20 protein-coding genes are annotated in these 24,960 nt (G+C 59.6%); 3 read left to right on the plus strand and 17 right to left on the minus strand.

Annotated elements, in window-relative coordinates:
• The 4 genes from AC04P6_RS03100 to trxA form a co-directional block, all read right to left on the minus strand.
• Window positions 1-608, minus strand: a 608-nt coding sequence (locus tag AC04P6_RS03100) for a N5-glutamine methyltransferase family protein (RefSeq protein WP_475565129.1), incomplete at its 3' end; no start/stop codon positions are given.
• Window positions 609-1,682, minus strand: a complete 1,074-nt coding sequence (gene prfA, locus AC04P6_RS03105; RefSeq protein ID WP_475565130.1) for a peptide chain release factor 1 — start codon at window positions 1,680-1,682, stop codon at window positions 609-611.
• A gap of 106 nt (window positions 1,683-1,788) precedes the next feature.
• The gene (trxB, locus tag AC04P6_RS03110; RefSeq protein ID WP_475565131.1) at window positions 1,789-2,709 is read right to left on the minus strand and encodes a thioredoxin-disulfide reductase; all 921 of its coding nucleotides are present in this window, start codon (window positions 2,707-2,709) and stop codon (window positions 1,789-1,791) included.
• 21 nt (window positions 2,710-2,730) lie between these two features.
• A complete protein-coding gene (gene trxA, locus AC04P6_RS03115) occupies window positions 2,731-3,039 on the minus strand; it encodes a thioredoxin (RefSeq protein ID WP_475565132.1) in 309 nt (102 codons plus the stop codon).
• Window positions 3,040-3,262: 223 nt separating this feature from the next.
• On the opposite strand from trxA, the gene AC04P6_RS03120 reads away from it, so the two are divergent.
• A complete protein-coding gene (locus tag AC04P6_RS03120; protein ID WP_475565133.1) occupies window positions 3,263-3,700 on the plus strand; it encodes a hypothetical protein in 438 nt (145 codons plus the stop codon).
• Here the strand turns inward: AC04P6_RS03120 and AC04P6_RS03125 are convergent, their stop codons facing one another.
• From AC04P6_RS03125 to rfbA, 12 genes are all read right to left on the minus strand, one after another.
• The gene (locus AC04P6_RS03125) at window positions 3,701-5,287 is read right to left on the minus strand and encodes a YecA family protein (RefSeq protein WP_475565134.1); all 1,587 of its coding nucleotides are present in this window, start codon (window positions 5,285-5,287) and stop codon (window positions 3,701-3,703) included. It lies immediately after the preceding gene.
• A gap of 8 nt (window positions 5,288-5,295) precedes the next feature.
• Window positions 5,296-7,950, minus strand: a complete 2,655-nt coding sequence (gene polA, locus AC04P6_RS03130; protein ID WP_475565135.1) for a DNA polymerase I — start codon at window positions 7,948-7,950, stop codon at window positions 5,296-5,298.
• Window positions 7,951-7,996: 46 nt separating this feature from the next.
• Window positions 7,997-8,671 carry a winged helix-turn-helix domain-containing protein gene (locus AC04P6_RS03135; protein ID WP_475565136.1) on the minus strand — a complete coding sequence of 225 codons (675 nt, stop codon included), beginning with the start codon at window positions 8,669-8,671 and terminating at the stop codon, window positions 7,997-7,999.
• Between the two features lie 2 nt (window positions 8,672-8,673).
• Window positions 8,674-10,026, minus strand: a complete 1,353-nt coding sequence (locus AC04P6_RS03140; RefSeq protein ID WP_475565137.1) for a glutamine synthetase family protein — start codon at window positions 10,024-10,026, stop codon at window positions 8,674-8,676.
• A gap of 135 nt (window positions 10,027-10,161) precedes the next feature.
• The gene (locus tag AC04P6_RS03145) at window positions 10,162-11,676 is read right to left on the minus strand and encodes an LCP family protein (RefSeq protein WP_475565138.1); all 1,515 of its coding nucleotides are present in this window, start codon (window positions 11,674-11,676) and stop codon (window positions 10,162-10,164) included.
• Between the two features lie 149 nt (window positions 11,677-11,825).
• Window positions 11,826-13,748, minus strand: coding sequence for a L,D-transpeptidase family protein (locus tag AC04P6_RS03150; RefSeq protein ID WP_475565139.1), 1,923 nt, complete (start codon window positions 13,746-13,748; stop codon window positions 11,826-11,828).
• Between the two features lie 150 nt (window positions 13,749-13,898).
• Window positions 13,899-15,023 (minus strand): UDP-galactopyranose mutase, encoded by a 1,125-nt coding sequence (gene glf / locus AC04P6_RS03155; protein ID WP_475565140.1) that lies wholly within the window; start codon window positions 15,021-15,023, stop codon window positions 13,899-13,901.
• 133 nt (window positions 15,024-15,156) lie between these two features.
• Window positions 15,157-15,738, minus strand: a complete 582-nt coding sequence (rfbC, locus tag AC04P6_RS03160; protein WP_475565141.1) for a dTDP-4-dehydrorhamnose 3,5-epimerase — start codon at window positions 15,736-15,738, stop codon at window positions 15,157-15,159.
• Window positions 15,723-18,179 carry a glycosyltransferase family 2 protein gene (locus tag AC04P6_RS03165; RefSeq protein ID WP_475565142.1) on the minus strand — a complete coding sequence of 819 codons (2,457 nt, stop codon included), beginning with the start codon at window positions 18,177-18,179 and terminating at the stop codon, window positions 15,723-15,725. Before AC04P6_RS03165 ends, rfbC begins: the two co-directional genes overlap by 16 nt.
• On the minus strand, window positions 18,180-19,262 hold the full coding sequence (gene rfbB / locus AC04P6_RS03170) for a dTDP-glucose 4,6-dehydratase (RefSeq protein WP_475565144.1): 1,083 nt from the start codon (window positions 19,260-19,262) through the stop codon (window positions 18,180-18,182).
• Between the two features lie 34 nt (window positions 19,263-19,296).
• The gene (rfbD, locus tag AC04P6_RS03175) at window positions 19,297-20,178 is read right to left on the minus strand and encodes a dTDP-4-dehydrorhamnose reductase (RefSeq protein WP_475565146.1); all 882 of its coding nucleotides are present in this window, start codon (window positions 20,176-20,178) and stop codon (window positions 19,297-19,299) included.
• 8 nt (window positions 20,179-20,186) lie between these two features.
• Window positions 20,187-21,074, minus strand: a complete 888-nt coding sequence (gene rfbA / locus AC04P6_RS03180) for a glucose-1-phosphate thymidylyltransferase RfbA (RefSeq protein ID WP_475565147.1) — start codon at window positions 21,072-21,074, stop codon at window positions 20,187-20,189.
• Window positions 21,075-21,295: 221 nt separating this feature from the next.
• Here rfbA and AC04P6_RS03185 point away from each other — a divergent pair, with 221 nt between their 5' ends.
• Window positions 21,296-22,093, plus strand: coding sequence for an ABC transporter permease (locus AC04P6_RS03185; RefSeq protein ID WP_475565148.1), 798 nt, complete (start codon window positions 21,296-21,298; stop codon window positions 22,091-22,093).
• A gap of 8 nt (window positions 22,094-22,101) precedes the next feature.
• Window positions 22,102-22,854 carry an ABC transporter ATP-binding protein gene (locus AC04P6_RS03190; protein WP_475565149.1) on the plus strand — a complete coding sequence of 251 codons (753 nt, stop codon included), beginning with the start codon at window positions 22,102-22,104 and terminating at the stop codon, window positions 22,852-22,854.
• Between the two features lie 57 nt (window positions 22,855-22,911).
• Here AC04P6_RS03190 and AC04P6_RS03195 read toward each other — a convergent pair whose 3' ends face one another.
• Window positions 22,912-24,960 (minus strand): glycosyltransferase, encoded by a 2,049-nt coding sequence (locus tag AC04P6_RS03195; RefSeq protein WP_475565150.1) that lies wholly within the window; start codon window positions 24,958-24,960, stop codon window positions 22,912-22,914.

A 24,960-nucleotide genomic window follows, 5' to 3' on the forward strand; every position in this document is an offset into this window, starting at 1 on the left:
AGCTCGCTGGCATTCAACGTTGCCAGCTCCACGGCATCATCCGAGATATCGGTAGCGACAACCTGGGATTCCGGAATCTCCTTCGCGATGGAGCAGGCAATGCAGCCCGTACCAGTGCAAAGGTCGACCACGCGGAACGGATTCTCTTCGCGCTCGGAAATTTCGGGGAGCGCCGATTCGGCATGAGACGCCGCCTCATCTGCGACAGCTTCACCATCGGCGCGCTCCTCGGTAGCGCGCGCCGCCTCGCGCAATGCCGCAAGGCGCGGTTTCGCGGCAGAGATGGCCTCGCTCACGAGGACTTCGGTTTCTGGCCGGGGAATGAGAACACCCTGCTTCACGTGCACCGTGATGAAGCGGAAATCGGTGGTGCCGGTGATGTACTGCAGAGGCTCGCCAGCGCCACGCCTGCGCGTATAATCGCGCAGGACGTCACGCTCTTCGATGGTAAGGGGACGGTCGTAGTCGGCGTAGAGCTGAATGCGGGAAACGCCCAAGGCCTCGGCAACCAGCCATTGAGCGGAGAGAAGAGGGTTCTCGTCGCCCCGCTCGCGCAGGTAGCCGCTAATCCATTCGAGGATTCTCTTGACCGTCCACGTTTCGGACATTTAGACAGCCTGCTCCAGCTTGCGTGCGCGATCGGCTGCCTGCAGTGCGGTGATGAGCTCGTCGATGCCCGCGCCGCCTGCGTTCAGCAGGATGCCGTTGTACGTGCCGTTATAGCCGATGCGATGGTCGGTTACGCGGTCCTGCGGGCCATTGTACGTGCGAATCTTCTCGGAGCGGTCGCCCGTGCCAATCTGGGCACGACGCTCGGCGCCTTCCGCGGCGCGCTGCTCTTCGAGCATCTTGTCGTACAGACGCGCGCGCAGAACGGCCATGGCCGCAATCTTGTTCTGCAGCTGAGATTTCTGATCCTGGGACTGAACCACCAGGCCAGTGGGCAGATGCGTGATGCGCACGGCGGAGTCGGTGGTGTTAACGCACTGACCGCCGGGGCCACCTGCACGGTACACGTCGATGCGCAGGTCTTCCTGCTTGATGTCGACTTCCACCTCGTCGGCCTCGGGCAGAACGGCCACGGTTGCCGTGGACGTGTGAATGCGGCCCTGGCTTTCCGTCTTGGGAACGCGCTGCACGCGATGGACGCCCGATTCGAACTTCATCTCGGAGTACACGCGGTCGCCCTTGACCTTGAACTGGATTTCCTTGTAGCCGCCAGCTTCGGAAGCGGAAGCGTCGAGCGTCTCGATCTTCCAGCCCTTCTCGTCGGCCAGATGGGAGTACATCTTGTACAGGTCGCCCGCGAAAATGGCGGCTTCATCGCCACCGGCACCTGCGCGGATTTCGACGATAATGTCCTTCTCATCGGCCGGGTCGGCGGGAATGAGCATGAACTTGATGTCTTCTTCCAGGCCAGGCAGCTCGGCATCGATGCGCGCGATTTCCTCCTGGGCAAACTCCTTCATGTCGGCCTCGCCGAGCATTTCCTTGGCTTCGGCCAGGTCGTCGAGGTCTTTCACGTATTTGGCGGCCGCCTTGGCAAGCGGGGTCTGGTTGGAATATTCCTTGGCGAGGCGGTTGTATTCCTTCTGGTTGCCCAGAACCGCGGGGTCGGTCATCTTGACCTGAATCTCGCGGTACGCCTCGATGATCTTCTCGAGCTTTTCCTTTTCGAGCATGTTTCACCCTTCGCCTGTATTCACGAAAACGCGCCGCAGTGCGACGCGTTCGCATATATCGATATTTTCCCCGCTCGTATGCGGAGACTCATATAACTGGGCTATCTTAGCATGATGCAAGCCACTCTGCAGCGACCTCCGCAGCATTTGCACCATCGGAAACCGCCGTGGAAACCTGACGCAGGCGCTTCGTACGCACATCGCCCGCGGCGAATACGCCGGGAATCGAAGTGACACCGCTTTCATCTGCGATGATGTAGCCAGCTTCATCGAGCGGCAGCGCCGAGGCGAACGGCTCGGTGTTGGGAACCTTGCCAACGGCCACGAACACGGCGCTCGTGGGAATGACGCGTTCCTCGCCCGACAGGTTGTTCACGACTGCCACGCTCGAAACTTTGCCGTCTTCGCCCATGATTTCGCGGACCTCGGAGTTCCACACGAACTCGATGTTCTCGGCAGCTTCCATCTGCTGCACGCTTGCCGCGCTCACGCGCATGGCATCGCGACGATGGACCACATAGACCTTGTTGCAAAGACGCGCCAGGTAGATGGCATCGCTCGCGGCGGTTTCGCCACCGCCCACGATGACGACGTCCTTGCCGCGGAAGAACCCGCCGTCGCAGGTGGCGCAGTATGAAACGCCCTTGCCCGCGTATTCCGCCTCGCCGGGAACCTCGAGCTTACGGCTGCGGGCGCCGGGCGCGAAGATAACCGCACGCGCCTGATACGAGCCGGAAGCGGTGGTAATCACCTTGGGAGACGATTCCAAGTCGACGGAAACGACGTCTTCCTGAACGCTCTGGGCGCCGAAGCGCGTTGCCTGCTGGCTCATCTGCATGGCCAGCTCGAAGCCGCTCACGCCTTCCGCGAAACCCGGGTAATTGTCGACCTTGTCGGTCTCGCCCATCTGGCCTCCCGGCATCATGCGTTCGAACATAACCGTGGAAAGGCCAGCTCGGGCACTATACAGCCCAGACGTGAGGCCAGCCGGGCCCTGGCCGATAATGGCAATATCAAACTCGTTCATATCGCAAACCTCGCAGACCGCTTATTCGAACAGCGCGAGCACGGAAGCCTTGGGCTGCGCGCCGAGGGTCTGATTCTTCACCTGACCGCCCTCGAACACGATGAGCGTGGGAATGCTCATGACGTTGTAGCGCTGGGCGATATCGGGGCACTCGTCGACGTTCAGCTTGTAGACGCTTGCCTTGCCCTCCATCTCGACGGCAATCTCGTCGATCATGGGAGCCATCATCTTGCAGGGACCGCACCAATCGGCGTAGAAGTCCACCAGCACGGGTTCGGAAGCCTGAAGAACCTTGGAATCGAATTCTGCGGAAGAAAGTACGTGAGCCATGATTTACTCCTTTTTCAGTGCGCTCAATGCGCTTCATGTGTTGTGTGTAACTATAGCGCCCCGAACAACGAATATCCGCTTCGAAACGCCTTCGTTATTATATCGTCATATTTAATTGCATGCAATTGTTTGTAGAATACGACATCCTTTGCCGCCCGCCGAATGAATCGCAGGAGCCGCGCTCAACGCGTACAATAGCGAGAAGGCAATTACGGGAGGAACCATGCGTAAGGCAATTATCTGCGCGCTTCTATGCGCCACATGCATTCTGGCATTCGGATGCTCGAACTCGGGCCAGGAAAACCAAGCCGCGAACCAGGAACAAGCCGCAAGCGAAAGCCAGCAGAGCGCGCAAGGCGAAACGCAGGAGCCTGCAAAGATATACTCAAACGAGCTCTTCACGTTCGATTTTGCCGAAGGCGACCAGTCGAACGCCGTAACCATCGCAGATGGCGAGAACCTGCATATCGAGGCAAGCGTTTCCTCGGGCTCCCCCACGCTCACGATCTCGGAAGAAGGCGGCTACACGGCATTCGAGAGAACTCTTTCGGGAAGCGTTTCCCAAACCATCGACGGCATCGCGTCGGGCACCTACGTGGTGGCGGTAACGGGAGACGCTACTGGCACGATCGCCTTCAGCGTCGAAACCGCAAACAAGTAATTAGCGGCCGCAGCAATCCCGGTACTCGAGTCCGCTTCCGCACGGACATGGGTCGTTGCTGCCCACTCTCATCAGCTCGCCACGCTCATCGTAGAATTCGCGGCGTCCCGTTAGACGCTCGCGCACTTCGCGGGGCGACCAGCCGTTGTTTTCCCACGAAGGAACATTGTCGTAGACGTTGGCCACAAGCTGATGCAGGCGATTCGCGTCGGAACAGCAGCCCTCAAGGCCCACCTGCTGGGTATAGGCATGCATGGCCTGCACGTCGCCGATTTCGATAGCGCCCAGCACAAGCTCCTCCACCACCCTATCGGCGAACAGGTAGTCATCCTGGCCGTCGGGAATGTGCGCATCGATGAACGAGATGAGCGTCTTCACGCACGAATTCTCGAAGATCACGTCGAACGCATCGGCGTCGGGCGAGTACGGCGGCAAGGGTCGCATGGAATACTTCTCGTGCTCGCGCGCGAGGTAATGGCGCATGCCCTCCAGGTTACCCAGCTCGTCTTCGAGCATGCGGCGGAATTCGGCGATATTGCGCTCCATCGACATGAAGGCCTGCATGGGCGACGCATCGGTGATGCGCTGCGCGACCTGCGCAGACACGTAGGCTTCGTCGAGCGTGAAGTGCATGGCGTATACCTGCCCCTCGTCGACCCAGATGACGAAGGGGGCTTCCTTGTCCTGGCCGGCACTTACGGCAAGAGCCTTGAAGGCTTCCTCGCTCATGGGGTCGCTCACGCAAGCGCAGTACTGGCGATACGCGTCGGGCAAGCGCACAAGGCCGCAATACAGCGTGCAAAGCCCGATGACGTTAAGCGCCTCGTCGTTGGCATTCATCTCGCGCGTGGGCGCCTGCGACTCGCCAAACCGCTTGGCGAGATACGCATCGATTGCGCTATCGCGCTCATCACCCAAAAGACCCGCAAGCGCGCCACGGTGAAAGCCCTCGGGAAGCACCTCGGGCTCGCTAGCGTCGAAGCGATCGAGCGAGCTCATGAACTTCTCGATTTCGAGCATGCGCTGCTTGTCGTGATAGGCGCGCGAACGCTCGAGGAATTCCGCCTCCGTCGTGGCCACGCCTTCCTGGCAGCGCACTTCGAACTCGTCGTAGATGGCGCGCGCACGCGTTTCGGGCACGTCGCCAATCGAAAGAAATCCGTCGTAGATAATGGAGCCCTCGAACGGAAGGAGCACGGCGTCCACCACGGCCGGCACGCGCCCCAGGACCTCTTCCCATTCGGCTTCCACGCCTTGAACGCTGTACACGCCCGATTCGTTCATGAGCACGGCACGCCCCTGCTGGTAGCGCACCACCGTGAACGTGCCGGAAAGGGCGTACTTCCACGACTCGCACAGCGACAGGTCGGCCTGCGGAAGGTCGTAGGGATTATCGCGCACGAAGTCGTCGATGACGGCCACGTTTTCCCAAAGCTCATGGGCGATGAGCGCGAGCTTCGCCTCGATGAGCGGGTCGCGGTCGTCGACCTCGTTCGCATCAACCACGCTGAATCGCCCGTTCACATACGTGAGCAGGCAATCCATCACGTCGAAATACCTATCGCATTGGGAATCGGTGAGATGCATCGGAACCTCTAGTGAGCCTGGGCCCAGTTTTCGCCAGACTGCACGTCGACGATGAGGGGCACCGAAAGCTCGGCCACGTTCTGCATGACATCGCGCAGAAGCTCGCTTACTGCCTCCACCTGATCGGCGGGAACGGACAGGTCGAGTTCGTCGTGCACCTGAATCATGAGCTTGGCGTTGGGGAACTCATGACGCAGCCTGGATTCCGCCTGCACCATCGCCATCTTGATGATGTCGGCGGCGCTACCCTGCATGGGATGGTTCATGGCCGTGCGTTCGGCGAAGGAACGCTGCTGCGCATTGCGCACGTTGATTTCGGGAATATGGCGCTTCCTACCGAACATCGTCTCGGCGTAGCCATGCTCGCGGGCGAATTCGATGACGCCATCGAGGTAGGAACGCACGCCGGGATACGCCTCGAAGTACTGGTCGATCATCTGCTGGGCCTCACCAAACGAGACCTTCAGGCTCTGGGACAGGCCATACGCCTGCTGACCGTACACGATGCCGAAGTTTACGGCCTTCGCCCTGCTGCGCAGCTCGGGCGTTACCTCATCGATGGGCACGCCGAACACATGCGACGCGGTTGCCGCATGGAAGTCGGCGCCGGAATTGAACGCGGCCACGAGATGCTCGTCACCCGAAAGATGCGCGAGGAGGCGCAGCTCGATTTGGGAATAGTCGGCCGACACGAACACGTGCCCCTCCTGAAGGGGAACGAAGCATTCGCGGATATGGCGACCGAATTCGGTGCGCACGGGGATGTTCTGCAGGTTGGGGTCGCTCGAGCTGAGGCGGCCCGTCGTGGTAACCGTCTCGTTGAACGACGTATGCAGACGCCCATCGCCACGGCGCATCTTCGGCAGCGCGTCGATGTACGTGCTCTTGATCTTGGCGAGCTCGCGATACTTCAGAATGAGGCCAGGGAGCTCATGCTCGTTGGCAAGCTCGGAAAGCACCTTGGCATCGGTGGAATAGCCGCGCGAGGTCTTCTTCTTGGGCTTCAAGCCAATGACCTCGAACAGGATATGACCAACCTGCTTGGGGGAATCGACGTTGAATTCCTCGCCAGCCACCTCGTAGATCTGCGCGACAAGCTCGTCGAGCTGGCCCTGCGTCTTCTCGCCAAGCGCCTGCAAGTGGTCGGCATCGATAGCCGCACCCACGCGCTCCATGGACGCGAGCACGGGAACGAGCGGAGCATCGATATCGCTGTATACGGAATAGACTCCGTCGTCTTCCAGGCGCCCCTTCAGCTCATGCGCAAGAAGGCGCATGGCCGCAGCCTGCACCACCAGGGCGTCCGCGTCATCGGAAACGCTCGGGAGCGCGCCGCCCAGGTAACGCTCGGCAAGATGCGCGGGCTCGTAATCGCGTGCCGAGGAGTCGAGCACGTAGGCCGCGAGGCTCACGTCGAACAGCTTCATGTTGAAGAGGTCGGGCGTGTGGATGAGCTTTTCCTCGGTGGTGTCGGCGGGATAGACCTCGCCAGCCACCTGCTTGGAATCGAACACGGCAACGGGAATCACGCTGGAAACGAGTACGGCGTGCGAGAGCATGGCCTGCGCAGACGAGCCATCGAGCAGCGCGCAGCCCTCCGCCGTGGATACGGCAAGCATGAGGTCGTCGCCGAAGATCGAGGCCTGCTCGCTCTTCTTGAACGCAATGCCCACCACGTCTTCGGCGTCATGCGCCACGCCGTCGTCCAAAACGGCGTCGGCAAATGCCATGGCCTCTTCGCCCGTGAGGTAGTCGCGCCAGGGAATCTCGACGCTCTTCGAAACCACTTCCCCGCCGATGAGCGCAAGCGCCTTGCCCAGATGGGCCTTGAGACGCAGCTTCTCGAAAGCCTCGGTAACCTCTTCCGCGCTGAACGACGGAAACGCAAGGCCCTCGAGGTCGAGCTCGAAGTCGAGGTCGCGCTTGATGACGGCAACGTCGCGCGACAGGAATGCCGCATCGCGGTTGTTCTGCAGATTCTCGAGCTGCTTGCCCTTCAGCTTGTCGAGGTTCTCGTACACGCCCTCCATGCTGCCGAACTGCTGCAGGAGCTTGGACGCGCTCTTCGGGCCGATGCCGGGCACGCCGGGGATGTTATCGGACGAGTCGCCCATGAAGCCCAGGTAATCGGGGATCTGGGCAGGCGTTACGCCGTACTTTTCCTCGACCCCCGCCGGATCGTAGATCACGACGTCGGAGATGCCCTTCTTGGTGTTGACGATGTGCGTGTGCTCGCTGGCAAGCTGGCAGGCGTCTTTGTCGCCGGTAACCAGAAGCGTGTCATAGCCGGCGGCATCGCCGCGTGCGGAAATGGTGCCCAGAATGTCGTCGCCCTCCCAGCCGGGAACCTTCACGACGGGAATGTTCATGCTGGCCAGGATGTCCTCGATGAGGGGGAACTGCACGCGCAGCTCGTCGTCCATGGGAGGACGCTGCGCCTTGTACTGCTCGAGCGCCTCGATTCGGAACTTCGGCTTGCCCACGTCGAATGCGCAGACAACCGCGTTGGGAGCCGCTTCCTCGATGAACTTGAAGAACATGGAAAGGAAGCCGAAAACGGCGTTGGTAGGCGTTCCATCAGGTGCGTTCATGGTAGGAGGCACCGCATGGTACGCCCGATGCATCAATGAGTTTCCGTCGATAACGGCTATTTTCTTAGACATAGGACACGCTTCCGGTACATACAGCTTTTGAAAAGTTGAGTATACCCTACACGCTCCAGAGATAGCCTACCCCACGCACGGTTTCCAAATGCTGTGCAAGTTCCGGACCAAGCTTTGCCCTAATGCGTCGCACGTGCACGTCGACGGTGCGGCTGCCGCCATAATAGTCGAATCCCCAGACGCGGCTGAGGAGCGCATCGCGGGAATACGTACGCCCCGGGTGAGACGCCAGAAACGCCAGCAGCGCATACTCGAGGTAGGTGAAATCGAGCGGCGTGCCGTCGATGTCGACCTGGTACGTAGCGAGGTTGATGGTCATGGAATCGACGACGATGTAGTCGTCGACATTCGTTTCGTTTCCAGGCCAGAGAAGCTGCCGAATGCGGGCGGCGCATTCGGCGCCCGTCGCACCCGAGAGGATGAAATCGCACTTCACCTGCGTAGGCAGGCACAAATCGGGCAAGTACGAGGGATTCACCACGAACAGCGCGCACGCATTCGACTCGCTGGAGAGCACGCGTTCGAGCTTGTGAAGCGTTTCCGCGAGATTGCCCGCAATCTCGTAGATGAGCAAGTCGAAATCGAAACGCTGGGTCGTCGCCTTTTCAAAGCGCGCGCTCGACCAGGCGACGACGTCGACATCCATATCGGATAGGGCATTCTGAAACGTGTAAGCGTTATCGAGGCTGTCGGCTACGAAGGCCACCTGTTTGCGCGCCATAGCTACAACACTTCCAGCCAGCGATCGAGCTCCCACGGGGAAACCTGCTTAAGGTACTCGTGCCACTCCCGCGACTTCGCATCCACGAGGTAGCCGTGAATGTGCTCGCCGAGCACCGACTTCATGAGATCGCTTTCGGCAAAGAGCTCGATGGCGTTGCCCAGCGTGGTAGGAAGCTTCTGCACGCCCATCTTGTGGAGCGTGCATGGGTCGAGCGCCGAGAGGTTCACGCCCTCGGACGATTCGGGCAGCGGAAGCGACTCGCGGATACCCGCCATGCCCGCCGCGAGCATAACCGCGAACGCCAGATACGGATTGCAGGCAGGGTCGGCGTTGCGCATTTCCACCCTGCATGCCATTTCCTCGGTGGGACGGTACCCGGGGATGCGAACGAGCGTGGAGCGGTTGCTGCGCGCCCACGTAACGTATGCGGGAGCTTCCTTGCCGCCGGTGAGGCGCTTGTAGGAATTCACGTACTGGTTCGTGACGAGGCAGAACTCCGGCGCGTAGCGCAGCAGGCCCGCGATGAAATGCTTGGCCGTAGCCGAGAGGCGATGGCCAAGCGGATCGGTGGGCTCGAAGAACGCGTTGCGGTCGTCGTGATCGAACAGGCTTAGATGTACGTGCATGCCACTGCCCGGGCAATCGGTGAGGGGCTTGGGCATGAAGCTCGCGTACACGCCGTGGAGCGAGGCGATTTCCTTCACGACCATCTTGTAGGTCATGACTGCATCGGCCATGCTGCAGGCGTCGGAATAGCGCAGGTCGATTTCATGCTGGCTGGGGCCGTTCTCGTGGTGGCTGTATTCCACGGGAATGCCCATGTTCTCGAGGGCTAGAACGGTATCGCGGCGCAGGTCGCTGCCGGAATCGAGCTCGGTGAGGTCGAAATAGCCGCCACGGTCGAGCAGCTCGGTGCCGTGCGAATCGCGGAAATAGAAGTACTCGACTTCGGGGCCGATGTTCGGTTCATAGCCAGCCTCGCGGATTCCCTGCACGACGCGGGAAAGGATGAGGCGCGAATCGCCTTCGAACGGCTCGCCCTCGGGCGTGCGAATGTCGCAGAACATACGGGCGACCGCGTTGGAATCGGGACGCCAGGGAAGAATCTGGAACGTGGACGCATCGGGGAACGCGAGCATGTCGCTTTCGGCGGTATCGGAAAAGCCGTTGATGCAGCTGGCGTCGAAGCCCATGCCATCTTCGAATGCGTGCTCGAGTTCGTTGGGATTCACCGCAAAGGACTTCATGTTCCCCATCACGTCGGTGAACCAAAAGCGAACGAAGTGGACGTCCCTGGCCTTAACCGTTTTAAGAACGTATTCCTGATCGGGGGTCATAAGCCTTCCCTTCATGTCGCCAAGACGCATAGCGTCACCAGTCTAACGATGTGGTTGGGAACATAGTACACGCAGTTCTTTTCGAAGATGTTTCCAATTTACAAAAAAGGAGCGCCGACATCGTCGGCGCTCCCCCATTGGCGTTGAAACCTAGCGGCTCGATGCGTCGGCCGAGCCAAGCACGACCAGCAAATCGCCTGTCATCGCGTACGTTCCGTCGTTCTTCTGAACCTTGTTCTTGCCACCCATGACCTCGTTGATAGTCTGGGCTTCGTCGGCATGCTCGTCGGAAGCGTAGATGATGAGCGTGCTCGTGTACGTGTCGGAATCGGCGTCGCCCACTTCCTTCACGTTAAAGCCTGCCTTGGCCAGCATGGAGGCCGCGGAAGACGCAGCGCCCGAAACGCCCGATCCGTTCTTCACCACAACCGAACCATCCTGCGTGACCGTCGTCGTGGAAGACGTGGACGTATCGGCCGTGACGCCGCTCGTGCCGCTGTCGCCCACCGACGAGACGACGATGCCCGTCGCGGAGTCGACCACCTCTTCTTCAGTGGGAGGAAGCCCCTGCTTCATGCGATCGAGCATGGTTTCCCAGTCTTTGGTGATGAGCTTGCACCACCAGATGTTGTTCTCGTACACCGACTCGACGGGCGCCGTGGCGCTGTACACGTCGTTTTCCATGTCGATACCCTTGATGGCCTGGGCATACTGCACGATTTCGCTAACGGTGAGGTCGGTCTGGATGAACGAGGAAAGCTTCGTGATCGACGAACTCATCGTGATGATGTCGCTCTGGAAGAGCTTGTCGACGATGGCGCTGATAACGGTACGCTGGTTGGCGGCGCGCAGAAGGTCGCCGTCGCCCACCTCGTCGTACGCATGTCGGCTACGCGCGAAGATGAGCGTCTGCCAGCCATCGAGCGTCTGCAGGCCAGCGTCGAGATGGCCCGTGTAATCCTCGTCATCGATTTCCATGGGCACATCGACCTCGATACCGCCCAAGTTGTCGACGATGGCCGCAAGGCCGTCCATGTCCACCAGCACGAAGTGCGAGATATCGACGTCGCATAGATCGGATACGGTGGTTACGGCAAGCGATGCCCCACCGAACGCATATGCGGCATTGATCTTCTGGAGGCCGTACTGCCCCATATCGACCTGCGTATCGCGCGGGATGGAGATCATGGTGACCTTCTTATTACCCGGGTCGACGCGCGCGAGAATGATGGTGTCGGTGCGGAAGACGCCATCGAACGTACCGCTTTCGGCACGCTCCACCGAGCCGTCGGTTCCCATCAGCAGCACGTAGAAGGGATCGCTCGGCGCATTCGTTTCCACCAGGGCGTCTTCGATATTCTCGTCGAGGCCCTGCGCGAAGTTCTCGTCGATGGTCTTCACCTGGTTCGAGAAATACAGAGCGGCTGCCGTTCCGGCGCAAACGAGCATGGCCACGATAACCAGCGTAATCGTGAGGCCGATGCGCCTGCGGCGACGGCGTTTGCCCTTCTTGTTGGCCATGTTTTCGGCATAGGCGGAACGCGAATATGGATTGATGGGCACCATACCACTGGGCATCCACTGAGAATCGCCATCACCCTGGCCCCACTGATTATCGTAGCGAGTAACCGGTGTGCCGTGGCCGGCGTGTTTTCCTTTGCTCATGAGTTGAATAGTCCCCTAAAGTTCGACATGCTCAAACTTCAAAAAGTATATACGAATACTCGCGCGCCAACTTACTTTACATACGACCCGCTCAAATGGGCCGCCGCAATTAAGCAAGCTTCAGGGTTCCCACGCGCGCCCTTCGCATGCTAGTTGTACACGTGAACGGTAGTGCCCAGGGGGACGTTCTCGTAGATCCACTTCGCGTTGGCAACCTCGACGCGCACGCATCCATGCGACAGGTAGCGATAGCTGCCAAGCTCGTTTCCCGTGCCCAAGATGCTATGGATGAAGAAGTCGCGGTAGAAACGCGTGCAGTATTGCGCGGAATACGCCGTGCTGAGATGCGGCTTGCGGTCGAGCGTGGTAAACGTGCCGGTTACCGTGGGCGTGGAAGGCTTGCCAGGCGAGCAAAGCCAGTACTGCACGCACGTCCAGTTACCCTGCGAACCCGTGTACACGCCCAGCATGGCCGTATCGAGGTTGATCATGATCAGCCAGCGCGTAGCGCTCGAAAAGCGCTGCGCGTACTCGGTCATCAAGTACTGCGCGGGTGGCACCGACTTCACGAGCTTGCCGTCGTTATCGGCCTTGTACCATGTTCCCCCATCCTTGATGAAGTCGTTGCGGAAGACATAGCCCTGGTTGTACACGCCAAAGTACTTGCTTCCCTCGGCGTTGAAGAAGCCAGTGCGCGCTCCCACGTAAACGCCGTTCACGCTCTCGAGCCAATAGCGCTGCAGCACGGAGCCGTCGTAGTCGCCCGTAACGAGCCAGCCCGCATTCGCGGGCATAACGCCGTCGTTGTTAGCGAGGAGCACATGGTTGCCCCAGTTGGTCTTGCCGCGAAGCACGTAACCCTGACCACCCATGCCAAAGTAGCGTGCGCCATCGACGACGAAGAAACCGGAAAGCATGGCATGCGTGGTGCCGTCGTAGCGATAGCGCTGCAGCACGCCGTCGTACGCCTTGGTGACGAGCCAGCCCGTCTTGCCGTCAGACGTGGAGGCGAGCTTCCCATTGTTATCGGCAACGTACACGCGACCGGCGTTGCTATCCCACTTTCCGCGGACGATGATGCCATTGGGGCGCGCATAGGCCGTATAGCCTGCACCTTCCGATGCCGTAACCAGGCGAGACTTCGCAATGGAGGCATTTGCGTCGATCCAATAGCGCTCGAGGGAGCCCGTCCAGGCGGGAGACACGAGCCAGCGCGCGGTGAACGGGAGGTTCGCCCCGTTGGTTGCGTAGAAGGCAACGCCCTCGCTCCTCCAGCCCGCAGCCACGAGCGCGGCGTCTTCCTTCGCGGAAGCAGTGAAGTTATGGGCGCCCGCCTTCGCATTGGGGTTGTACTGACGCAGGATGGAAAGCTGATCTTCCGAATCGGAGTACCAGCCAATGCCCTCGTAGCGCCAGCCCTTCGCCACCAGGCCATCGCGCTCCTTCAGGCTCATCGTGTAATGATGGTCGCCCGCTACTGGGTTATACAGGCGATACACGGGGAACTCCGAGGTAATGGGGGCAACCCAGCCGATGCCCTCCCACCGCCATCCAAGCCCCGCGATGTTCATCGCCTCGGCTTCGCTCGCCGTGTAGAAATGCTCACCGGAATTGGAGTTGTACAGGCGATACATGTTAACGTGCGATTCCTCGTACGTAGGAGCCGGGTCTTCCCCTTCGCCCTCATCGCCGGGCGCGGGGTCGTCAGAATACGCTTCAAGCCCAGAGGAGATTTCCCCCTCATTCGCAGGCAGCGCATCTGGGGCCTCTTGCTCGACCGCCTGGGGCAACGCTCCGGCGGCAGCCGCAGGCACATCAGCTGCGGAAGCATCGGTAACGTCAGATTTTTCGCCCTCGGAGCTCGCGACGGGGACATCGGATGCGGGCACGCTCGGGGCATTCGCAAACTCCGGAACGGCGACAACGCCATCCGCGGGAAGCGAGGAATCGGCGCCTTCTTCGGCTTCCGCAGCGAAGGCGGGCGCCGACGAGAAGCAAAGCAGAGAAGCGAACGCGACGGCAGCAGCGACACACGCAGCACGCAGGCGCAAGCTAGGAAGATACTTCGACATGGCAGCCCCATTTCCCTCATGCGAGAAGCATTCTCTATATGAGGAATACTACCATAACAGAGGTCTCATTTACGGAGCGTTACCCGCCTGGCGCAATGAAAAGGAAGGGCTCCGAAGAGCCCTTCCCACACTGCGAATTTTACGGTTCGCTTATGCGATGACTACGCCAAGCTCCGACTCTACCAGGTCGAATGCAGCGTCGATGGCCTTGTCCATGTCGTAGTACTTGTAGCCGCCCAGACGACCGGCGAACACGACCTTGCCCTCCTTCGAGGCGAGCTCGACATACTGCGCATACAGCGAGGAATTGCGCTCGTCGTTGATGGGATAGTACGGCTCGTCGCCGGGCTTCCAATCGGCGGGGTACTCGCGCGTGATAACCGTCTTGGGCTGCGCGCCATACTCGAAATGCTTGTGCTCGATGATGCGCGTGTAGGGCACTTCGCGCTCGGTGTAGTTCACGACGGCATTGCCCTGGTGGTTTTCCTCATCGAGGATTTCGCTCTCGAAGCGCAGGCTGCGATATTCGAGGCGACCGAGCTGGTAATCGTAGAACTCGTCGATGGGACCGCAGTAGATCACGCGGTCGGCCACGTCGGGGTTCTGCGCGATGAACTCACGATATTCCGTGTTCAGCTTGATGGGCGTGTCGCCAAACATGGCTTCGACCATCTTGGTGTAGCCGCCCATGGGAATGCCCTGCCAGCGATCGTTGAAGTAGTTGTTGTCGTAACGGAAGCGGCACGGGAGGCGCTTGATGATGCTCGCGGGGAGGTCCTTGCAGTCGCGGCCCCACTGCTTTTCCGTGTAGCCCTTGATGAGCTTCTCGTATACATCGCGGCCAACCAGGGAAAGCGCCTGCTCCTCCAGATTCGAGGGCTCGCCGATGCCAGCTTCGGCAACCTGGGCTTCGATCTTCGCCTTCGCCTGCTCGGGCGTGCGAACCTCGGGCCACATCTTGCTGAACGTGTTCATGTTAAACGGAAGGTTGTACAGCTCGTCTTTGTACACGGCCACGGGGCTGTTCACGTAGTTGTTGAACTCGGCGAACTGGTTCACGTAATCCCACACGCGACGAATGGACGTATGGAAGATATGGGCGCCGTACTTGTGCACGTTAATGCCCTCGATATCCTCGCAGTACACGTTGCCGGCAATATGCGGGCGACGGTCGATGACGAGGCAGGTCTTCCCCGCCTTGGCCGCTTCATGGGCGAACACGGCGCTCGAGATGCCAGCGCCGACGATAAGATAATCGTACTGAGACACGATCATTCCTTTCTAAACGTTAAGCCATACCGAGTATACGCAACCCTCTCGCGCTTCGGGGAACATACGCTAAATCCCCCAAGGACGAACGGCGCGCAACATGAATGCGGCACCATCGAACCGGTGGTGCCGCAAAGACTTACTTCGAAAACGCGGGGTGAACCTTGTCCTTATCGGAAAGGACGATCTTCGACGCGTCGAAGGCCTCGTCGCCATCCATGGCGGGCCATTCGATGCCGATTGCCGGGTCGTTCCACATCAGGCCGCCCTCGTCGTTGGGATGATAGACGTCGTCGCACTTGTAGCAGAATTCGGCGGTATCGGAAAGGACGAGGAAGCCATGGGCAAACCCACGGGGAATGAAGAACTGGCGCTTGTTTTCCGCGGAAAGCACCACGCCCTCCCACGCGCCGTACGTAGGGCTACCTTCACGCAGGTCGACGGCCACGTCGAAGACCTTGCCCGAAACGACGCGGACGAGCTTGCTCTGCGGGTGCTCAATCTGGAAATGCAAACCGCGCAGCACGCCCTTGGTGCTGGAGCTCTGATTATCCTGCACGAAGTCGACGTCGATGCCGCCAGCCACGAAATCGGGGCGCTTGTAGGTTTCCATGAAGTAGCCGCGGCTATCGCCGTACGCCTTCACGTCGACGATGATAACGCCGTCGATAGAGGTCTTCGTAAAGGTGAAGTTGCCAGACGTGATTACGCCTTGGTCCATAGTTTCCATTCCTCTCGCATCCAATCAAGTTCGTACCTAGTTGATTCGCGGGCGCAGAGCGTACCGTAGTACGGATCGCCACCGCTGATGTACTTACCCCAACGCTCGCGGAAAAGACCGCCTTCGCTATGCAGGCGCGCAAACTTTCCGGGGTTGGTGAAGTCGGAGCCACGCGAAGCGGATTCGTAATGATAGAGACGCGCCATGGGCTCGATGACGACGTTCCAGCCCTGCGCGCGCAGGCGCAGGCAGAGGTCGATGTCGTTGTACGCGACCGCAAAGCGCTCGTCGAACCCATCGACGTCGTTGAACATGCTCGTACGCACCATCATGCAGGCACCGGTAACCGCAGAGGCTTCGCGCGTGCGCTGCAGGTGCGAGAAGTGGTACATCGAGTCGCACGGGAAGCAATGGCACAGATGGTCGGGGTTCGCCTTGGGAACGATTACGCCCACGTGCTGAATCGTGTCGTCGGCATAGAGGAGCATCGCGCCCGTGCATGCGCAGCTAGAACGGTGCAGCATGGGGCCGAGCAGGCGCTCGATCCAATCGGGGGTGATGACCTCGGTATCGTTGTTCAGGAACAGCAGGTACTCGCCCGTCGCGTGGCGCGCGCCGAAGTTGCAGATAGCCGAGAAGTTGAACGAACCTTCGAAGCGGACCGTCTTCACGCGCGAATCGCGCGCGACGATGTCGTCGTAGTACGCGAACGTTTCGGGTTCCGTGCTGTTGTTTTCCACGAGAACAATCTCGTAATTTCCGTACGTGCTCTTCTGCAAGATGGAATCGACGCAGGTGGAAAGCAAGTCGATATGGTCCTTCGTGGGAATGACGATGGACACCTTGGGAAGCTCGCTGGGCATATGGTACGTCACGCGATGGTAGAACGCGGGCTTGTCGTTTTCCACGGTAACGGGCACGCCGATGCGCTTGAAGTGCGCCTCGACCGCGCGATTGCCGGCGTCCTGCGCCCATGGCTTGGCATCGGCCGCCGCAGCCGTAGACTGCTGGTGCACGCGCCAATGATAGAGCACCTTGCGCGCATGAAAGATGTTGCGGGCACGTTCGGCAATCATGAACGTGAGATTATGGTCTTGCGCGCCGTCGAACTCGCTACCAGGCAGTTCGTCAAGCTCGTTCACGAGCGACGCGCGCACCGTGAGCATGTGGCACACGTAGTTGCAGGCCGTAAGCAATTCGATGTCGAAATCGGGCTTCAGCAGGCCATCGAAGTAACGACCGTCCTCGATCTTGTCCTCGTCGCAGTAGAGCAAGTCGGTATCGGGATAGGCGTTGATGCCCTTCACGTATTCGAAGAGCATGTCAGGCTCGATGATGTCGTCATGATCGAAGAAGCAGAGGAAATCGCCCTTCGAAGCGCGAATGCCCTCGTTGGTGTTGAGCGTGATGCCCTTGTTCTCATCAAGCGTGACCAGGCGAATGCGATTGTCGGCCTCGATGGCCTTCTGCACGTTCGCGGCAAGTTCGGCATCGTCGGGAGAAGCGTTCACCAGCACGAGCTCCCACTTGGCGTACGACTGCGCGCGCACCGAATCCACCATCTCCCAGAAGAAGCCGATGGGCGTCTTGAACAGCGGCACGATGATGGAAAAGAGGGGCTCGATATCGAAGCGAGCGCTCTTCTGCGCTTCCACGATGAGGGGCGACGTACGATGCACGCGGCGGAACCAATCGTCGTACGCATCTCCCTGCGAGGTATGCGACATCATGAAGAAGAAATCCTCGCGCATGCGCTCGATGCGCGAGGCTTCCATGCGAATGAAGCCGTCGGGCGCATTTCCACCTGGGAACGACACCCAAATGAAGAAATCTGCGTCATGCACGGGAAGCTCGAACGAGAATTCGATGAGACGGGCACCGTCGGGAGACGTGAGCGTAACGGGAATGGGCTTTTCGCCGAACGTGGTAACCTTCGGCGATTCAAGCACTTCCCCACCCATGCCGACGAAGCGAATCTGAGCGTTGTTCAGCGACTCATCGCGATACTCGGGCGCGTATGCGCAAATGAAGCCATGCAGGACGTTCCTGCCGTCATCGAACAGAACGATGCGGTCGATGCGGATGTTGGCGCAATCCAAGCGCGGTTCCGAATCGATGTTGCGCATGGACGTTGCAGCGTCCTTCAGAAGCGTGTTGCGCTTCGATTGCCACGCCGACTTCTTCGGGTCGACGGAGAGAGAGGCGCTGCTAACCACCTTGCCCGACTCATCGACTACCTGCGCGTTTACTTCCTGCTCAACGGAGATGACGGGTAGCACGACTACGTACGCACCCGGCTGCTGGCCGCGAAGGGCAAGCGCGGGCATGCTGTTGCCGCCATCGGCGCGCGAGGAAACAACGAGCCTGGAACCAGCGGGCACCGCGGCATCCAGCGCGATGTAGATCTTGCCGTCGCCGCGCGTGAGCTTACCGAACTCCATCTAGTCCAGAACCTCCTTGGCGGAATACATCGTGTCGTAGTATGCGCGGTAGGCGCCGCTCGTCACGTGCTCCATCCATTCCTTGTGCTCGAGGTACCACTCGATGGTGCGAACGATGCCATCCTCGAACTTGGTTTCGGGGTACCAGCCCAAATCAGCCTTGATCTTATCGGGGGCGATACCGTAGCGCCTATCGTGACCAGCGCGGTCGGTGACGTGGCGAATGAGCTCCTCGGTAATGGCCGGGTCGTTCACGGCCTTCGAGGCTTCGGCGATGATCGTCTTCACGATGAACATGTTGGCGCGCTCATTGTGGCCGCCCACGTTGTACACCTCGCCAAGCTTGCCGTCGTTCAGCACCATGTCGATGGCCTTGCAGTGGTCTTCCACGTACAGCCAGTCGCGCACGTTCAGGCCATCGCCGTACACGGGCAGCTCCTTATGCGCAAGCGCGTTGTTGATCATGAGCGGAATGAGCTTCTCGGGGAACTGGTACGGACCATAGTTGTTCGAGCAGCGCGTGATGTTGATGGGCATGCCGTACGTGTCGCCATAGGCCGCAACGAACATATCAGCCGCTGCCTTGCTGGCGGAATAGGGCGAATGGGGCGAAAGCGGCGTGTCCTCGCGGAAGAACTCGTCGAGCTTGTCGAGCGAGAGCGTGCCGTACACCTCGTCGGTGGAAACCTGCAGGTACTTCTTGCCGGGCGTCCACGAGCCATCGGCCTGCTGCCAGGCGGCGCGGGCGGCATTCAGAAGCGTGACGGTGCCCATGACGTTCGTATCGGCAAACACTTCGGGGTTCGCGATGGAGCGGTCGACATGGCTTTCAGCCGCGAAGTTCACGACGTAATCGGGATCGTACTCGCCGAAGAGACGCGCGATGGCTTCGCTGTCGCGAATATCGGTCTGGCTGAAGATGTGACGCTCGTCGCCTTCGATGTCCTTCAGGTTCTCCAGATTGCCGGCGTACGTGAGCACGTCAACGTTCACGATGCGGATGTCCTCGTACTTCGCGAGCATGTACAGCACGAAATTGCTGCCGATGAAACCAGCACCGCCGGTTACCAAATACGTTTTCATGAATCTCCTTATAGTTGGCTTCGCAAAGCGAAGGCTACTTACCCATATAGCTGTGAAGCGCGTCTTGCCAGGGGCGCATGGTATCGCCAATCGTATCGCGCAGATGACCATTCACGAGCGAGGAATACGCGGGACGCGAGGCGCTTTCGGGGTGCGCTTCCTTGTACTCCTTAGAAGTGCAGCGGATGACCTGGCAGTCGAGGCCGGCCTCCTGCATGATGGCCTGCGCGAAATCGGCCCATGAGCAGGTGCCCTTGTTCACGCAATGGTAGATGCCGTAGTTTTCCGTTTCGGCGATGCGAAGCATCTGATACGCGACGTCGTTGGCGTTCGTGGGGCATCCCAGCTGATCGTTCACAACCGTAACGGCGTCAAGCGACTCGCCCAGACGCATCATCGTCTTCACGAAGTTCTTGCCCTCGTGACCATAGAGCCAGGCCGTGCGCACGATGAAATGGCGCTCGCACGCATCGGCGACGGCCTTCTCGCCCGCCAGCTTCGTGCGTCCATATGCGGAAATGGGAGCCACTTCGTCGGTTTCCACGCGCGGTTCGGGCTGGTTGCCCGGGAATACGTAGTCGGTGGAGACGTGCACGAGCTTGGCGCCATGCTGCTGGCATGCGCGCGCCAGGTTCGCGGGGCCCGTGGCGTTCACCGCGAAGGCGTCGCTCTCATGGGCTTCGCAGCCATCGACATTGGTGTAGGCCGCGCAGTTGAACACGACATCGAAGCCGCGCGCGAGGAACGCGTCTACCGCTGCGGCGTTGGTAATGTCAAGCGTATCGGCATCGGCGCACTCGACGGAAGCGCCAACGTACGATGCGGGAATGGGGCCGATTTCAGCTTCGCCCGAGGCGAGCATGCCCGCCAGTTCGCGACCGAGCTGACCCGCAGCTCCGGTAATGAGGATGCGCATGCAATCACCTAATCCATGATACGGCCGTCGGCAACCTTCTGGAGGTGCTGGCCGTACGGGCTCTTGCCATACGTCTTCGCAGCTTCGAGCAGCGTCTCGCGCGAGATCCATCCATTCTCGAAGGCGATTTCCTCGGGCACGGAAACGGGCATCGACTGGCTGCGCTCGACGGAACGAACGAACTCGGATGCCTCGAAAAGCGATTCGACCGTACCCGTATCGAGCCACGCGTAGCCACGACCAAGCGTGACGACATCGAGGCTGCCATCGTTCAGGTACATCTCGTTGAGCGTGGTGATTTCCAGCTCGCCGCGCGCGGAGGGCTTCACGTTGCGCGCGAACTCGCATACGCGCTTGTCGTAGAAATACAGGCCCGTAACCGCGTAATTGCTCTTGGGCTGAGCGGGCTTTTCCTCGATGGAGATGGCATGGCCCTCCTCGTCGAACTCCACGACGCCAAAGCGCTCGGGGTCGTCGACGTAATAGCCGAATACCGTGGCACCGCCGTTGTTTTCCGCAGCGTCGACGGCGGCCTTCAGATGACGGGAAAGCCCATTGCCATAAAAGATGTTATCGCCCAAAACCAGCGCGCAGCTTTCGCCCGCGATGAATTCCTCGCCAATGATGAACGCCTGGGCAAGGCCATCGGGAGAAGGCTGCTCGGCGTAGGAAAGCGAGATGCCGTACTGGCTGCCGTCGCCCAGCAGGTCGCGGAAGCGAGGCAGGTCGGCCGGGGTGGAGATGATGAGGATATCCTTGATGCCCGCGAGCATGAGCGTGGAAAGCGGGTAGAAGACCATAGGCTTATCGTAGATGGGAAGAAGCTGCTTGCTGGTTACCGTGGTAAGCGGATACAGACGGGTACCGCTACCACCCGCAAGAATGATGCCCTTCATGTGCGCTCCTTTAACATGTACATGTCATATATATGCAGTGTTATTCTACGCCCTGCGCCCATCCATCAGGGAAACGCGTCGACTATTACCACAATTCAGCTGGGCGGGCATGTGAAAGGCAAGTAACGGAATTCCATGTTTTCGCGTTGGCGTAATTGATACGCGTCTGCATTATCGCGATAATAAACGCTTGCGACTGGACAAACTCAAAAGGAAATGGAATGGCAGACGCAGCTATAGAAAAGAAACGCGTATCCGAATTCCAGCATAACAAGTTCGTGCTGGCCTCCCTTGTGAGCAAGGATTTCAAACTCAAGTACCGCCGCAGCTTCCTGGGCGTCGTCTGGAGCGTTCTCAACCCGCTCCTCATGATGATCGTCCTGGCAGCCGTGTTCAGCTACATGTTCCGATTCAACATCGAGAACTTCCCGCTGTACCTCATCCTCGGCCAGATCATGTTCGACTTCATGAACCGCTCCACCAACTCGGCCATGGGGTCCATCATCGACGCGCAATCGCTCATCAAGAAGATTCGCATCGAGAAGATGATCTTCCCTATGGAAAAGGTCATGTTCGAACTGCTTAACACGGCCATCTCGATGATTGCGGCCGTGCTGGTGATGGCGTACTTCCACGTGCTGCCCAGCATCCACGCCATCTGGGGCCTGCCGCTCCTGGTTATCTACATCACGCTCTTCTCGTTCGGGCTGAGCCTTCTCATCTCGGCACTCTCGGTATTCTTCCGCGACGTCATGCATCTATGGGGCGTGCTCCTCACGGCCTGGACGTACGCAACGCCGATTTTCTACCCCGTCGACATGCTCGCTGGCTGGATGATGACGATCATGCAGTTCAACCCCATGTACCACTACCTGACGTTCTTCCGCGACATCATGATGTGGAACACCTGCCCCTCGCTTACCGAAAACCTCATCTGCTTCGGCATGGCGGCCATCACCTTCGCGGTCGGTTTCATCGTCTTCCGTAAAACCGAACACAAATTCATTCTCTACATCTAGGACAGAACATGAGCGAACCCGCTATCCGCATAGACCATGTCTCGATGGTGTTCAACATCGCCAACGAGCAGCTCAACAGCCTGAAGGAATACTTCATCAAGCTCGCCAAGCGCGAACTGTTCTTCAAGGAATTCAAGGCGCTGGAAGACATCGACTTCACCGTCGAGCAAGGCGACGTGTACGGCATCGTGGGCACGAACGGCTCGGGTAAGTCGACCCTGCTGAAGATCATCGCCGGCGTGCTCGAGCCCTCCGAGGGCAATGTCGAGGTCAACGGTTCCATCGCCCCGCTTATCGAGCTGGGCGCCGGCTTCGATATGGAGCTCACCGCACGCGAGAACATCTACCTGAACGGCGCGCTTCTGGGCTATAGCCGCAAGTACATCGATGCCCACTTCGACGAGATCGTCGACTTTGCCGAGGTACGCGACTTCCTCGACATGCCCATGAAGAACTACTCTTCGGGTATGGTCGCACGCGTGGCCTTCGCCGTGGCAACGGCTACGATTCCCGATATCCTCGTCGTGGACGAAGCTCTCTCCGTAGGCGACTTCCTGTTCCAGGAAAAGTGCGAACGCAAGATCAACGAGCTCGTGCGCGAGCATAACACTACCCTGCTCTTCGTTTCGCACAGCATCGACCAGGTCGAGCGCGTCTGCGAGAAGGCCGTTTGGATCGAGAAGGGCCACCTGCGCAAGATCGGCACGGTCGAAGAGGTATGCGCAGCTTACCGCGGCCTCGAGCAGGAGCATCAGGCGTAAAGCACCCCAACAACCCCGAAACGCAATCAACCCCGCATATCGCGGGGTTGATTTGTTTTACAGCGAATGATTGAGCAGGTAATACGAGCTGCCCTGATCGAGATTGGGGTTGTAGAACCCGTCGGGCGCGGAAACGATGCGCGGCCATGCAGCCTTCAACCGGGCAGCATCTTCCGCCCTGCTCGCGCGAACGCGTTGCGACACAGGAGAAAGCGCCTCGAACCGGCAGCGTGCATGCTCAAGCTCGGTAAAGGGAACGTAAAGGCTGAGAAGGCCCTTTTCGGCTAGCTTCAAGCACAGATCAACCTGGGCGTAGAGCAGCGAATTGTAGCTCTCGTCGTAACCGCCAACCGCAAGGAAGTCACTCCTGCGCACAAGCACGCAATCGGGTGCGACGGCGCTGTAGTTCGCGGGCCTATGGAAACGCCCGATGTAGCCACTGTCCCATGCGGGCAAGTCGACGCCCAGCTCGGTAAGGCCACCATCACGTCGCAACACGATGCCGCTCTGGCAAAGCGTCTTTTGCGGCGTGAGCAGACGCGGCGCAACAGCGCCAACCTCGGAGCGCTTGAAATACGCCAGGAGAATCGAAAGCGCGTTATCGGTGATGGGAGCAACGTCCCCCGCCGTGAAAAGCAGGTATTCGGCACTCGAATTGCGCGCGCATTCATTGCGATGCGCAAGAACCTCGCGCTCGGTTGCAGCGCGCTCAGAGGGCGTGGTTACCATGGCGCCCTTGGCCTTGGCGGAAGCCCACGCATTATCGTCGTGCGTGTCCGCAGGCGAATCGACGACGATTTCAAGCTGACGCTCATCGATATCGGAATGAATCTTCAGCTGATACACGAAGATGCAATCGGTATCCACGACATCGGCGGGAATGCCCCTGCGATCGAAATGACGCTCGATCGTGTAGGCGCCCGCATCATTGCAATACGGCTTCGCATCGGCATTTCCGCCGTTCGTAGAGCCAGAATGCATGCGCCAGTGATACAAAACGCGCGGGACGTGCACGATATTGCGCCCCTCTTCGAATGCCTTGAGCGTAAGGTCGTAATCCTGCGCGCCATTCGTCTTGGGGCCAGAGCGCTCGGTGCGCTCGAGAAGCCATCGGCTCACCATGAGCAGATGGATGACGTAATTATTCGAATAGAGCAAGTCGGGAGAACGATCGGGCTTGAACAGCGGCAGCGTATAGCCCTTCCCCTCCTCGAAGCTGTCTTCGTCGCAATAGAGCAGATCCACGTCGCCCACTTCGTTGATGCGACGCACGTATTCGTGCAGCAAATCGGGTTCGATGAAGTCATCGTGATCGATGAACCCCACGTATTCGCCACGCGAGGCGGCAATGCCGCAGTTCGTATTGCCATCGATGCCGTCGTTTTCGGGATGGTCGATCACGCGAATGCGCTCGTCGGAATAGGAGGCCAGAACCTCCGCCACGCCCTCGTCGTCGGGGCTTGCGTTCACCAGGACAAGCTCCCAGTTCGCATAGCTCTGATTGCGCACGGAATCGATCATGACGCGCAGAAACGCCGCAGGCGTGCGATACAGGGGGCTCACGAGGCTCACCAGAGGTTCGTGAGCAAACGAATGTTGGGACTGCTTGACGAGCTCTTCCGTGGTTGCGCAATGCGCTTCGCGCCATTCCTCGTACGCGCCATCGGCGAAGGGATTCCTTACGAGCGCATAGTAGTCGTCGGTGAGTTCTTTCTGCCAACGCTGCTTCGCAAGCGTCCAGCAGCATTTCGCCTCGCCCGACTCTCGGTCAAGGAAGCGCACCGTGACGTCGCCCATTTCCCTGGAGAGAAGCGTGACGTAGCACTGCTCGAACCAGGGAACGCCCTTCGCGCCGCGGGGCGACTTGATTTCGCACGACGCACGCAGCGACGAATCGAGTACGGTACCATCATCCAGAACGACCTGAAACTGCAGGTCGTCGATGCGATTCTGGGCGATGAGGGCCCTGGATTCCAGCATCCAGACGCCCTTTTCCAGCGGCCTGCAGCCAACGACGCGCGTTCCCGCGCCGGTAAGCACCTCAGCGGGCGAGATCCAGCTCTCGCCCGCGGTAAGACGATGAACGAGCCCCGAGATAATGGACAT

Source organism: Denitrobacterium sp., from assembly GCF_056180635.1.